Annotated in this window: 13 protein-coding genes; 9 read left to right on the top strand and 4 right to left on the bottom strand. The window is 48.4% G+C overall.

All coding sequences use genetic code 11. The features are described 5' to 3' along the window. Positions 1-82: 82 nt before the first annotated feature. Positions 83-601, top strand: coding sequence for a DUF2975 domain-containing protein (locus M0415_RS11750; RefSeq protein WP_011715691.1), 519 nt, complete (start codon positions 83-85; stop codon positions 599-601). Positions 602-603: 2 nt separating this feature from the next. Next, positions 604-831, top strand: coding sequence for a helix-turn-helix domain-containing protein (locus M0415_RS11745; protein ID WP_039978987.1), 228 nt, complete (start codon positions 604-606; stop codon positions 829-831). A gap of 58 nt (positions 832-889) precedes the next feature. Here the strand turns inward: M0415_RS11745 and M0415_RS11740 are convergent, their stop codons facing one another. The 4 genes from M0415_RS11740 to M0415_RS11725 form a co-directional block, all read right to left on the bottom strand. Next, positions 890-1,468, bottom strand: coding sequence for a nucleoside triphosphate pyrophosphohydrolase family protein (locus tag M0415_RS11740; RefSeq protein WP_086902998.1), 579 nt, complete (start codon positions 1,466-1,468; stop codon positions 890-892). A gap of 255 nt (positions 1,469-1,723) precedes the next feature. After that, positions 1,724-2,308 (bottom strand): TlpA family protein disulfide reductase, encoded by a 585-nt coding sequence (locus M0415_RS11735; protein WP_249553460.1) that lies wholly within the window; start codon positions 2,306-2,308, stop codon positions 1,724-1,726. A gap of 55 nt (positions 2,309-2,363) precedes the next feature. Then, positions 2,364-2,783: a cytochrome c-type biogenesis protein gene (locus M0415_RS11730; protein ID WP_249553462.1), complete on the bottom strand. Its 420-nt coding sequence runs from the start codon at positions 2,781-2,783 to the stop codon at positions 2,364-2,366. Continuing rightward, positions 2,780-4,819 carry a heme lyase CcmF/NrfE family subunit gene (locus M0415_RS11725; RefSeq protein WP_249553463.1) on the bottom strand — a complete coding sequence of 680 codons (2,040 nt, stop codon included), beginning with the start codon at positions 4,817-4,819 and terminating at the stop codon, positions 2,780-2,782. Before M0415_RS11725 ends, M0415_RS11730 begins: the two co-directional genes overlap by 4 nt. Before the next feature lie 515 nt (positions 4,820-5,334). On the opposite strand from M0415_RS11725, the gene M0415_RS11720 reads away from it, so the two are divergent. From M0415_RS11720 to M0415_RS11690, 7 genes are all read left to right on the top strand, one after another. Beyond that, positions 5,335-7,464, top strand: coding sequence for a multiheme c-type cytochrome (locus tag M0415_RS11720; RefSeq protein WP_220054558.1), 2,130 nt, complete (start codon positions 5,335-5,337; stop codon positions 7,462-7,464). A gap of 61 nt (positions 7,465-7,525) precedes the next feature. Then, positions 7,526-7,966 carry a rhodanese-like domain-containing protein gene (locus M0415_RS11715; RefSeq protein ID WP_249556569.1) on the top strand — a complete coding sequence of 147 codons (441 nt, stop codon included), beginning with the start codon at positions 7,526-7,528 and terminating at the stop codon, positions 7,964-7,966. Between the two features lie 94 nt (positions 7,967-8,060). Next, the gene (locus tag M0415_RS11710) at positions 8,061-8,840 is read left to right on the top strand and encodes an FKBP-type peptidyl-prolyl cis-trans isomerase (RefSeq protein ID WP_249553464.1); all 780 of its coding nucleotides are present in this window, start codon (positions 8,061-8,063) and stop codon (positions 8,838-8,840) included. A gap of 64 nt (positions 8,841-8,904) precedes the next feature. After that, positions 8,905-9,579 carry a tetratricopeptide repeat protein gene (locus M0415_RS11705; RefSeq protein ID WP_249553466.1) on the top strand — a complete coding sequence of 225 codons (675 nt, stop codon included), beginning with the start codon at positions 8,905-8,907 and terminating at the stop codon, positions 9,577-9,579. A gap of 86 nt (positions 9,580-9,665) precedes the next feature. After that, positions 9,666-10,373, top strand: coding sequence for a 4Fe-4S dicluster domain-containing protein (locus M0415_RS11700; protein ID WP_249553468.1), 708 nt, complete (start codon positions 9,666-9,668; stop codon positions 10,371-10,373). A gap of 2 nt (positions 10,374-10,375) precedes the next feature. Then, the gene (gene nrfD / locus M0415_RS11695; protein ID WP_011621295.1) at positions 10,376-11,323 is read left to right on the top strand and encodes an NrfD/PsrC family molybdoenzyme membrane anchor subunit; all 948 of its coding nucleotides are present in this window, start codon (positions 10,376-10,378) and stop codon (positions 11,321-11,323) included. A 122-nt stretch (positions 11,324-11,445) separates the two neighbouring features. Further along, positions 11,446-11,937 carry a nitrous oxide reductase accessory protein NosL gene (locus M0415_RS11690; protein WP_249553470.1) on the top strand — a complete coding sequence of 164 codons (492 nt, stop codon included), beginning with the start codon at positions 11,446-11,448 and terminating at the stop codon, positions 11,935-11,937. Positions 11,938-11,943: the final 6 nt, after the last annotated feature.

Below are 11,943 nucleotides of genomic sequence, written 5' to 3'. Positions count from 1 at the left end.
TTTCTTTGTAATATTTTTTGTCGAAGGATTATACTGGTGCTCGTTCGCTATGAACGGCTTGGGATGATGTTTGGGTGAGTGGATGAATCAAAATTTTGAAAAATTAATTAAAATCAGTGGTTTTTGTCGCTGGCTGGTACTGTTATCTGCGGTGGCGATTATCGCCCATCTGCTTTATAGCTATTGGGCCTATGATGAGATCCGCTTCAATACCAGTAATTCCCAGTTCCTCGAACTGTGGAACTTGCCGAACGCTAGCCGAAACCTGTTACTCGCTATGCTAACCCCTTTATTTATCTCATTTTTAGTCGGTGTGTATTGGCTGCAACGGCTGTTATCCTGCTATCAGCGGGGGCTGTTTTTCAGTGATGAGAGCATGAAATGTTACTTGTGGCTCGTTTGGCTGAAAGCGGCCGCCTTAGTGTTTGAGATGTTACAAAACTTAGGCGTAGGCTACTATCATCAGTCATTTTTTGAGGATGGTCGCATCGAATTAGTGCTCGATTTTGGCAATATCACCACGATTTTATTGATGTTGCTGATCGTGTATTTGCTTAAAGCCGCCCGCGATTACGAGGCGGAAAACCAAGAGTTTGTTTGATTTTGAATATTATCGTTAATTTAGACGTCATGATGGCGATGCGAAAGGTGAGTTCTAAGGAGCTTGCCAAAGCGGTGGGCATTACCGAGGCTAACTTGTCCTTGCTTAAGCGGGGCAAAGTCAAAGGGGTGCGTTTTGATACCTTGGCGAGTATCTGTGAATACTTAGCCTGTCAGCCGGGGGATATTTTGGAATACCGCAAGGATGCCGAGCAAGACACGTCGGACTAAGGCAAGATGCCTAGGCTGCATGCTGTTTCTACATGCTGTGCAGCCTAGGCTTGCGGTGTTACGCTTTTACTAACTGAGTCAAATCCGCCGGGCGGTAGTAAACTGACTTTAATACCTTGCCTTGGCGCACGACTTTACCCGCCATTTCCACATCCTTAGCGCATTTGGCGATGATAAACTCACCCTTTTTGCTGCCAACGATTTCAACGCCTTGCTCTGCATAGAAGGCGATAGTCTCTGTCAGTTCCTGCTCATTGCGGCAAACTTTGCTCATGTTGCTCGAATGCACTTCATCCCAGCAGGCGATAAAGTCGATTTCACGGTTTTTAGCCACACACAGCAGCAAGTCGATTAGGTAGCTGATCTCTAGGCGGTCACTCATTTGGGCTGCGCCTAAATGCACTAAGCGCCCCATCAATACATACACTGAATCGACAATGGCATCGGCCTGCTCGATACGGCTATCGGCTTCGGCAAGTTCGGTTAATTCTTCAATAATCAGTGAAGTATGTAGCGTGTCGGCCTTTTCATCCAAGGAGCTAGCATCGTTGACGGCTAGGTCGAAGGTGCTGCGAAACTCACTGATATCACGGTACAAGTGGTCATAAATAGGTTGAGTTAAACAAGTGAGTTTCATCGGGAAGCCTTAGATTTTATCAATGGGTTTTACGAATGGATTTGCAAAATCGATTCATGGATAACAGCGGCAATTCTAAAGAAAGGTGGCGCAGAATACAAAGCGCGCTGGCGATAAGCTAAAAATACCCGCTGCCAAATCGGGGAGCAGCGGGCTTCGGCAAAGATTTAGGGTGGGGTACCGAACGGAGATTTGATTCAAGCATTGGCTAAGTCAAAACCAACTTAGCCCTTTCGTAATGAGTGCCAAGTGCAATTACTGGGCATATTTGGCAATAAGTTTATCTAAATAGGGCGCGACATCTTTGTCTGTCCAATCGAGATAGCCACGGACAAAACCGACCAGATTACCTTTTGCATCAAAAGCATAAGTAGCAGGGACGACGTTAGCAGGGATGATCTGTTCAATGTTTTTATCAGGATCGAGCCAAGTGCGGTAGTTGCTAAAGCCATGCTGATTAAGAAAAGGTCGCACCTCTGTTACTTCTTCATCAATCGAGATGGGCACTATGGCGATATTCTTATCGGCATATTGCTGCTGAAGTTTTTGCAGCTCGGGGATTTCCCGTAAGCAGGGCGTGCACCAGGTTGCCCAAAGGTTTACTAAGGTCAATTTACCTTGGTATTGCTTTAGGGTGTGTGTTTGCCCGGCTTCATCGACAAACGGGACTTCAGGCACGCCGCGGGCATGCTGCATCTCGATAAAGCCAGTCATGACTCTGGGTTTAGGAATGGGCTCACCTGTTTCATAGAGTTTGTTTTGCAGTGAATGGGCCTGAACTGTGCAGCTCAGCAGCCATGCGGCACAAAGGAGAGTGAGCTTGGCGGTGTGAGATTTCATGGGGTTATCCTTCTATTCAAACTGAGTAATCGGGACTATGGTCTAAACGCTATGGCTATGGCCTGCGTTTTATTAGCGTCAGCCCTAAGCCAAATCCAGCGCCTAACAGCACGATCGGGCCGAGCCAGAGTGCCAGTGTGGCGGGCTTAAATTCGGGCTGATAACGGATTTTCTCGCCGTAGCGCTGTACCATAAAATCGAGGATCTCGTCCCGCTTATAGCCTTGTTCCAACAGTGAAAAGATTTGCCCTTTAAGTTCATGGGCAATCGGTGCTTGCGACTCAAATAAGGTCTGATTGGTTGCCATAGGGCAGCGCAGCACTTTGCTGATCTCTATGGCTTGCTGTTGGTAGGAGGCGCCAAGGTTGGGGGCCTCCTGCGCCGTGGCGAGAAAAGTTGCGCTACCAAAGCATAGACTTAACGACAGCAACCAAAACAATAGGCTCAAATAGGGCGAGCGAAACAGTGGGTTCATAACGTCATAGTCTCCCTTGGTGAGCTACTTACATTCAGCGCCTTTGTTTGTGCAACTCTATGGCCTTGTTTGATTGGCCAAGCGGCAATAGCGCCCGCAAGCATCATCAATAAGGCACCCAACCAGATCCAAGTCGCTAAGGGCTTATAACTAATGCGGATCAGATATTCGGTGTCGCTCAGTTGTAGCCCCATAGAGACATAGATATCCCGCCAAAAACCGTGGTCTATGCCCGCATGGGATACTTCCATGCCATTACTATTAAAGGTTTGCCGCTGCGGATGGAGGTAACCCAGCACGACATCATCCTGCTTGGCATCGCGGATACTGATATTGGCTTGGATTGCTGTAAAACTTGGGGTTTCTACTGGTTCTGTGCTTTCGTACACCAGCACATAATCGGCAAGCGGTTTACCTTGCCCAGGCCCCATACGCAGCAGGGCTTCCTGCTCAAAAAACGATACTGCTGTCGCGCCGATAATGCTGACTGCCACGCCCAAATGACCGACTAGCATGGCCAATCTGGCGCGCTTTGATGTTGTCGACATAGCTGGCTTGGGAGGCGTCAATGCTTGGGATTTCATACATACACTCATCCCGAGGCAGCAGAGCAAAAATAGTGCACTGGCGCAGCCAAGGAATAGGAATAAGGCACCATCGGTTTGGGTTCGAACACTCATCAGCGCCGCGATAATCACAATGGCGACAGAGGGTAAGGTTAATACCTTGAGTGGCTTGCGAGTTGACGCCTTCCAAGCGATTAACGGCGCGATGCCCATCAAGATCACTGCGATAAAGGTCAATGGAACAAACATAGTATTGAAATAGGGGGCGCCGACCGACAACGTGCCTAAGCCTAGCAGCTCGTAGATCAGGGGATAAAAGGTGCCCAGCAGAACGGAAAAGGCTGCAACTACTAATACAATGGCTCCAAGGAGTAACAGTGTCTCTTTGCTCAATAGGTGATGGCTGACTTCTCGTTTCAACGCTGGCGCTTTGATTGCAAAGATTAATAGTGCAGCACCGACAAAAAGCACCAATAAACAGAGGATTGACATGCCTCTGGTGGGATCTGCCGCGAAGGCATGTACCGATTGCACTATGCCGGAGCGCACCAAAAAGCTGCCTAATAAGCTTAGCGAAAATGCCAAGATGCACAAAAATAGCGTGGTCAGGGCAAAGCCTTGGGTCTTTCTCGTTAGCACTAAGGAATGCACCAGTGCAGTGGCGACTAACCAAGGAATAAAAGAAGCGTTTTCAACGGGATCCCAAAACCACCAACCGCCCCAGCCCAGTTCGTTATAGGCCCACCAGGAGCCAAAGGCATTACCCCCGGTGAGGAAAATCCACGCCAGCAATACCCAAGGCCGCAAGTATTCGAGGTGACGATGCACTAATGCGCCTCCCAGCAGGGATGCTAGCGCCGCGGCAAAGCAAACCGTTAGCCCGACATAACCTAAAAACAGCATGGGCGGGTGCAGTATTAAGCCAATGTCTTGCAATATCGGATTGAGGTCACGTCCCTCAATCGGAATATTGGGCAGTAATCGGGCAAAGGGATTGGAGGTAAAGAGTAAAAACAGATTAAAGCCGAGGATAACGAGCGCGAGAATCGCCAATAGCCGCGCAAAATAGGTTTTATCTGTCTGCATATCGGCGCTATCTAAGCCGATGAGTTTACCTGCTTGGCGGCAATTGATAATGGCACCCCATAACGCGATGGCGAAAACCCAAAACAGCATCGAGCCTTCATGGCTGCCCCACACTGCGGCAATTTTATAGCCGAGGGCGAGTTGGCTATTGGAATGGTTCGCCACATAGGCAACCGAAAAGTCATCGCTAATAAAGCTGTAAATAAGGCATAAGAGTGCGCTCAATAAGCTTATAAACATGGCGTTAAATAATTTATTGCCGAACTCGATTAAATAAAGTTGTGACTGATGAATGCTAACAAAATGAATAATGGCGGAGAGTAATGCCAACACAGTGCTGATGATTAGCAATATATGTCCTATTTCTGGAGTCATATTTATCATTACTCATTCCTGTGTTGCATGGTTAATTTATTTATGGCGTGTATTGGTGTGAGATTATTTTTAATTCACTTAAAGCCTATTTAGATTGTCTCGTCTGCATTTGTATTGTTTTTTGAGTGTCTTTGAACAAATCGCGCATTTCACCTACCTAGGATTGACTGGCAGGGTAGCGGAGTTTTTCGGGCAGGAATGTGATCTGTCTCGGCATTAAAATCGTCACTTTTCCCTTTGGCTATTTTTGAAAAATAAAACCATTTTTTAGCTCTTTTTAGATCTAAAAAGCCACGGTTTATTTCTAAAATATTTTCACTTATTTTTATCTAAATTATTGGTTTTATTTTATTTGTGTCTTTTTATTTCTATTGATTTTTGAATCAAAATTTAATGTGCACTAGCGCAGGTTTTTAGGCGTTTAGCTGCTTCATCATGCCGCCACTGGTCAATTGTTTATGTCGTTCAGTGAACAGTTAGGTTCAGTGGAAAATATAAAACTAATGATAAATTAGGAGTGAATGATGAAGCGATGGAAATCCAAAGTAGCATTAAGCGTGCTATTTTGTTTAGGTTCTGCCGTAAGCGTTACCACAGTCGCCTCCGATGCTAAGTCGGAGGGTAAAGTGGTGCCTGGCGTGGGGAATAAGCAGCAATCCCACTATACTCAAGATATTTTGGCTAACCCCAATTTAAATGAAAATTTAATGGAAAAATCCCGCGGTGTGAAAACTTTGCAGGATTATATTGTTCAAGAGCAAGAATTGTTTGATTTTCTATTTGAAAATCACCCAGTTTTTAAATATGACGCTGAAGGTCGATTAAAGGGCACTTATAAAGTCAGTGACCGTGGTGAAGAATATTTACACGGTGGTGACAGTGTTGCTTACAGCAAACACAGTAAAGAAGTGAACCCGACGGATGGCACAGCGGTGCGTTACAGTTCCTACAACGATGGTCAACGTCCAAAGGCGCTGCAATACCGTTTAGGGGCCAAATCTATCCTCGATTTCCCTAACAAGTTTGTCGGCCCAGAAAAATGCGGTGAGTGTCATGGCCCGCAATACGAGAAGTGGAGACGTTCACGCCACTCTAAAACCATTCGCTTTCCTGGCGAGCATCCTGAGGTCGATAACGACCTGAAAAAAACCATGTATGGCACTAAGGATACCTCGATTCTGCCATCGGGTATTACGCCAGATGCTATCTACGCGACTGTCGGTACACCACGTACCAAGTATGGCTTTATCGACGCTTACTTAGTGCGTGGTACTTACCACGTTAAAGACGGTCTGTTGAAGGACGGCACAGGGACTATGGTCGCCGGTGGTAACCAGTTCTCCCGTGGTTGGGCTGAGTGGTTAACCCCTGAAATGGCAGCCAAAATCAACAAAGCTATCCCAAGCTTCCCCGTCAAAATGGAAGACTTCGGAACCAGCGGTTCACACCAATGGGGCATGAGTTCATACGGCGCTAAGTACGAGAAGGAATTCCTGTTCCAACCGGCTAGCTCCTATTGTGAAATGTGCCACACCTTTAAGTTTGATTTCCAAACCAAGGATGAATTCTTCGCGGCTTTAGGTAACCCGAAAGAGCTGCAAAAGCACACTATCGCCAAAGGGATTACCTGTGAAGAGTGTCACGGCGCCGGCGGTCACTTAGACGGTGGTATCGGTGGTGGCATGCCATCTAACTGTGAACGTTGTCACCAACGCTTTAACTTTGTTGAAGAGTTAGCCGACACGCCACAGGGTAAAGAGAAGCTGGAATATGCCTTCAACGTGAAGATGAAGTCTTCTTGCCCATCCTGTGGTACTGAAGGTTCGCAAATGTTTGCCTCTGCGCACTATGACAAAGGTATGCGTTGTTCAACCTGTCACGATCCGCATGAAGTGACCGATGGCGATTGGACCTCAGGTATCACTAAGCCAAAAATCATCAAACAGTGTACTGACTGTCACACGGCTCAAGCCGAGATCGCCAAGAACACTAACACCCACAGCAACCAAACCTGTCAAAGCTGTCATATGCCAAACATGGGAAGTTGTGAAAACTTCACTGCGATCCAATTCCCAGATATGGCGGGCTTCGACAACGTGCGTAAGTCACACATGTGGAAGATTGATGTCGATCCACTGCGTAAGACCCTCAACCCACCTGAAGGCAAGTCTCGTGATGCAACCACTAAGGGCTGGACTGTGGCGAAAGACGAGAACGGCTACAACTACCTCGACCTGATGTGGACCTGTGCCCGTACATCGGCCTCAGACCACGATGTGGTGGATAACAAAGGTTGTCATAGCCAGTTCCAATCCGAGTTAGAAGTTGGTCTGCACTTCGAAGATCAGATGGAAATCTACGGCGAAGTTCAAAAGTGGCAAAAACCCGTTAAGGATACTTTTGCTCAAGTAGAACAAGCCCTTGCCCGTATCGACAAGCTGTTAGAAGTCACCAAGCTGTCGGTAGAAGACAAGACTCAAGTGCTGATGTTGACCGACAAAGCCCAAGACGTTGTTCGCCTAATCAAGGCTGACGGTTCATGGGGCGTCCATGGTCCACGTTACTCACTGAAACGTCTCGACGCTGCCTTGACCTATGTCACTCAAGCCCAAGCCATTATCGATGGCAACGGCCTGAGCGCACAGAAAATGTAGTTCGACTCGAGTCTAACTTGTCCCCGGCACGCGAGTGTCGGGGGCTATACGAGGCCAAATGATGAATAAAGTGATTCGACACAGCCTGATAGGCGGCTTACTGGCTCTGGGCTTAGGTGGCATGAGTTTACCCGTCGCGGCTGGTGGGGGCTCAGAGATCTCCGAGGCGCCCTATAACGAAATTCAGTTGAATCCGATTTCCATGCGGGAAGCCGAAACCTTAGTCGGTCAACCAGGGGTGTATTTTTTCGATGTAAACACGCTGGAAATTTGGGCGGAAGGTTTTATCCCCGGAGCGGTTTTTTTCAATGTGCAAAATTGGCGAGAGCTACTGCCAAAGAATAAAGATGCTGTGATGGTGTTCTATTGCGCTAACCGTCTTTGCACCGCCAGCAACATGGCCGCACGGGAAACCATGAAGCTAGGTTACACAGGTGTGCGACATATGGCCGATGGCATCTTCGGCTGGCGCATGTCGGGTAGAACAACAGAAAAACCATAGTAATCAAATGAATATTATTAATCGGTTATGGGTTATCCCATACGTTTTCGGCTAAAGCACTAAAGCCCAAGGGCTAAATTGTAGAGAACATAAAATGAAAATATCTATGCCAACTTCTTTTATCCCAAAAACCCTCACAGTGGCGACCTGCGCTGCATTGTTTGTCTCTATGGCGAGTTTTGCTGCTCCAAGTCTTAAAAACGATGCGGATAAAGCGTCTTACAGCATTGGCGCCTCTGTGGGTAACTACATTTCTGGCCAGATTTATAACCAAGTGGAACTCGGCGCAGAGGTGAATGTGGACTTAGTGGTGCAGGGCTTTGTCGATGCGCTGAAAAAGCAGCAGCAATTAACCGATGAAGAAGTGCTGACCTATCTAAACCAACGCGCCGAAGAGCTAAATCAAGTGAGAAAGGCGAACGCCGAGAAGCTCGCCGCAGAAAACACTAAGGCTGGCGAAGCATATCTTGCTGAAAATAAGAAGAAATCAGGCGTAACCGTCACCGAATCAGGCCTGCAATATGAAGTATTAACCCAAGGCTCGGGCAATAAACCCAACCCTGAAGATGTGGTCACCGTCGAGTATGTCGGCAAGCTTATCGATGGCACTGAGTTTGAAAACACCATTGGCCGTAAAGAACCCACACGTTTTGCCCTGATGAGCGTGATCCCTGGTTGGGAAGAGGGCTTAAAACTCATGCCTATGGGCTCGAAATACCGTTTTGTTATTCCAGCAAACTTAGCCTATGGCAATGAATTTGTGGGTGAAATTCCACCGCAATCAACCTTAATTTTTGAAATCGAGTTGAAAAATATCGAAAAGCCCAGCGAGAAAAAAGAAGCCCGCATGATGGGCATGATGCCAGCCCACTAAGGGCTAAACATTGGCTTAGGTTCGTTTAGTGATGAACTTGGATAGGCGAGCGTCGAGGTAAGGCATGGCAAGTTTAGGATTCAGCATAGCACTGCTATTAAGCGGGTTTGTGGCTTGGATTTTCTGGCAACACGCACGTTTAAACCAACGGCAAACGCTGGCGGGAGAGTCTCAAGTCTCCCATGGCGTGCCTATGCTGTGCAGTGCGCTTCTGTTATTGCTCACGCTCGCCATCTATAGCCAAACGGGGCGTTATCAGGATTGGGATACAGGCAAGCTCAATGAAAACATTGACTATTTAGTGGCTGCCGACATCACCAAAGCTCTGCGCCTCGTGGATGAACAACCGCAAAACCCGTTGGCATTACAGGCGCTTGCCGAGGCTTACAGCGCGGGAGGCTTGTATGCCGATGCGGTGCAGACCCTAGACAAACAGCTTGCGTTAGTGGGGGAGGATGCAGAGGTGCTCGGCGCTAAGGCCAATGCCCTCTATTACCGCGATGGTCGGCAAATGACCGCAGAGACCCAAGCACTGATGGCACAGATCTTGGCGCTTGCGCCCTTTGAGCCGCAGACGCGGATGCTACAGGCCAACGACGCCTATCTCCATGGGCGCTACCAAGAGGCGATAGACCATTGGCAAGCATTACTGGCGCAGCCAAGGGCAGAGATTAATCGTGAGGCCCTGTTAAACGCCATCGGCAAGGCTGAAAGCAAATTGAATGAAAGTGGATATTAATCAAGTCGCTAGCCATTTTCAGGCATGTTGGAACGATAACGATATAACTAAAAACGTCGGTATAAAACCGATAGATGGAGGATGTTGTGAGTGAAAATATAGAGAGACGGAGGTTCCTTAAAAGCGCTGGCATGTGCTCTTTGATGTTAACGCCTTTAGCCGGGTGTTCGGTCAAAGAAGAGTCCGACGGCGCCCATAAGCCCCATTACGTCATGGTCTTTGACCAAAACAAGTGTGTCGGCTGTGGCGACTGTAAAACCGCCTGTAATCAAGCCAACCATTTACCTGAAGGCAAGTCACGGGTATTGCTCGAGCAGCAGAGTGGCCGTGTCGAAGGTCAGCCTTGTCCACATTGCGGCAAGATGAGCTGTGACTGTGAACGTAAGTTTGTGCGGGTTTCCTGCCAGCAATGCAAGAACGCCCCCTGTGTCACTGTTTGCCCTACGGGTGCGGCGCACCGCGACGCGAAAACGGGCATTGTGACTATGGATGCGAGCAAATGCGCCGGCTGTAAATACTGCATTGGGGCTTGTCCTTACAACGCTCGCTACATCAACAGCGATACGGATGTGGCCGATAACTGCGATTTCTGTTTGAACAGCAAGTTAGCCAAGGGCGAATTACCCGCCTGTGTGCAGAGCTGTAAATACGATGCGCTGGTCTTCGGTGATGCCAACGATCCTCAATCCTACGTAAGCAAACTCTTAGCGGTAAAAGACTCAGTGCGCATTAAGCCGCAGTTTGGCACTGAGCCGAGCTTACGTTACATACCAATCGTCAAACTGGGAGTGTAAATATGGATACCAGTATGGAATTTACCCTAGGCCTCTCCCAAGGCGTCGCTTGGCCTTGGCCGATTGCGGTGTATTTGTTCTTCGCCGGCATCTCCGGCGGGGCGTTAACCATTGCGCTGGCGCTGCGGTTTTACTTAGGTCAGGTTGAAAATACCGCCTTTTTAAAAGCGGCGACTCTGCTGTCGTTTGTCACTATCAGTTTAGGGATGTTGTGCCTGGTGCTCGACTTGACTAACCCCTTATTCTTCTGGCGAATTTTGGTGTTCTATAACTTAAATTCTGTGATGTCGATTGGTGTGATTGCCCTGTCGGTGTATATCCCGTTAGTGGCAGTGGTCGCGCTATTCGCCCTCGAAAAAGAGCTGATGGCTATTCCCCAATTGCAGTTCCTCGGCCCCATCATCACTAAGTTGAAGGGCTTTAGACGCCCGATGGAAGCACTGGTGTTATTACTGGCGTTATCCGTTTGCGCTTACACCGGCTTCTTAATCTCCGCCTTGATCCGCTTCCCACTGATCAACACCTCGGTATTGCCTGCGCTGTTTATTGCCTCAGGGCTTTCAGCGGGCGGGGCCTCGGCCAAAATGCTGGCGGTGTGGTTGTTTAAAGAACCTTTGCACAGCGGCGAGATGAAGATCCTACACGGCGCCGAGTGGCCGATTATGTTCGCCGAAGCCCTGTTTATTTTTATGATCGCTACCGCGCTGTTAACTGGCAATGCCGGAGGTCAGTTTGCCTTTGCCGCCTTCCAAGAAGGGATCTGGGCAAGCGTATTCTGGATTGGTGTGGTCGGTATCGGTTTTGGTGCACCGCTGCTCCTTAACTTCGCCACGGGTAAGCATTTTAGCCATTCGGCCAAAGCGTTTTATATGTCGGGCATGTGTGCAGTCGTGGGCATGATGTGCCTGCGACTCTTCATCCTGTTGGCGGGGCAAAACTACGCGATTTAACCCAAAGCTAAGGCCAAAGGCCTGAAGCGATAAACCATTTTCGTATCAACCCTCGTCGCAAGAGGTCTGTCCCTGCAAGGTGCCTTGGCGAGGTGTTGATATTTTTTAGAAGGAATAACAGGATGAAAAAGTATTTAAGTTTGCTACTACTCGCTCCTTTGTTATTGGGTTGCAACAAGAGCGAAGCCACTGATCATCAACATAAAGCTGAGATGATCCACGAGCATGACCGTTGCCACCTCTGCGGCATGGTGATCACTAAATACCCTGGGCCTAAGGGGCAAGTGCATTTGAAGGCCGAGAAGATGGTGCCTAAGTTTTGCTCCAGTCGCGATATGTTTAACTTTGCTCTACAGCCTGAAAACAAAAGACAAATTGATTACATGATGGTGCATGACGCCGCATCGACCGACTGGGAACAACCAGACGATGGCGCCTTTATTGATGCCGCCAGCGCGTTTTATGTCTATGGCACCAGTAAAAAAGCCGTGATGGGGCCTGCTGTAGCACCTTTTAGCACTAAAGCCGCCGCCGAGGCCTTTGCTCAAGAATACGGTGGCCGCGTGCTCCGCTTCGAAGAGATCACCCTCGAATTATTGGCTGGCGATAAGTAGGCGATT

The organism is Shewanella sp. 10B (genome assembly GCF_023475885.1).
GTDB lineage: Bacteria > Pseudomonadota > Gammaproteobacteria > Enterobacterales > Shewanellaceae > Shewanella > Shewanella mangrovisoli.
The sequence above is the reverse complement of the archived record's forward strand: the minus strand, read 5'-3'. Positions and strand labels throughout refer to the sequence as shown.

What these genes read in the sequence shown, in the direction of transcription:
- nrfD (WP_011621295.1), top strand. Translation starts at nt 10,376, where the DNA reads ATGGATACCAGTATGGAATTTACCCTAGGCCTCTCCCAAGGCGTCGCT.
- M0415_RS11715 (WP_249556569.1), top strand. Translation starts at nt 7,526, where the DNA reads ATGAATAAAGTGATTCGACACAGCCTGATAGGCGGCTTACTGGCTCTG.
- M0415_RS11710 (WP_249553464.1), top strand. Translation starts at nt 8,061, where the DNA reads ATGAAAATATCTATGCCAACTTCTTTTATCCCAAAAACCCTCACAGTG.
- M0415_RS11705 (WP_249553466.1), top strand. Translation starts at nt 8,905, where the DNA reads ATGGCAAGTTTAGGATTCAGCATAGCACTGCTATTAAGCGGGTTTGTG.
- M0415_RS11720 (WP_220054558.1), top strand. Translation starts at nt 5,335, where the DNA reads ATGAAGCGATGGAAATCCAAAGTAGCATTAAGCGTGCTATTTTGTTTA.
- M0415_RS11740 (WP_086902998.1), bottom strand. Translation starts at nt 1,468, where the DNA reads ATGAAACTCACTTGTTTAACTCAACCTATTTATGACCACTTGTACCGT.
- M0415_RS11735 (WP_249553460.1), bottom strand. Translation starts at nt 2,308, where the DNA reads ATGAAATCTCACACCGCCAAGCTCACTCTCCTTTGTGCCGCATGGCTG.
- M0415_RS11725 (WP_249553463.1), bottom strand. Translation starts at nt 4,819, where the DNA reads ATGATAAATATGACTCCAGAAATAGGACATATATTGCTAATCATCAGC.
- M0415_RS11750 (WP_011715691.1), top strand. Translation starts at nt 83, where the DNA reads ATGAATCAAAATTTTGAAAAATTAATTAAAATCAGTGGTTTTTGTCGC.
- M0415_RS11730 (WP_249553462.1), bottom strand. Translation starts at nt 2,783, where the DNA reads ATGAACCCACTGTTTCGCTCGCCCTATTTGAGCCTATTGTTTTGGTTG.
- M0415_RS11690 (WP_249553470.1), top strand. Translation starts at nt 11,446, where the DNA reads ATGAAAAAGTATTTAAGTTTGCTACTACTCGCTCCTTTGTTATTGGGT.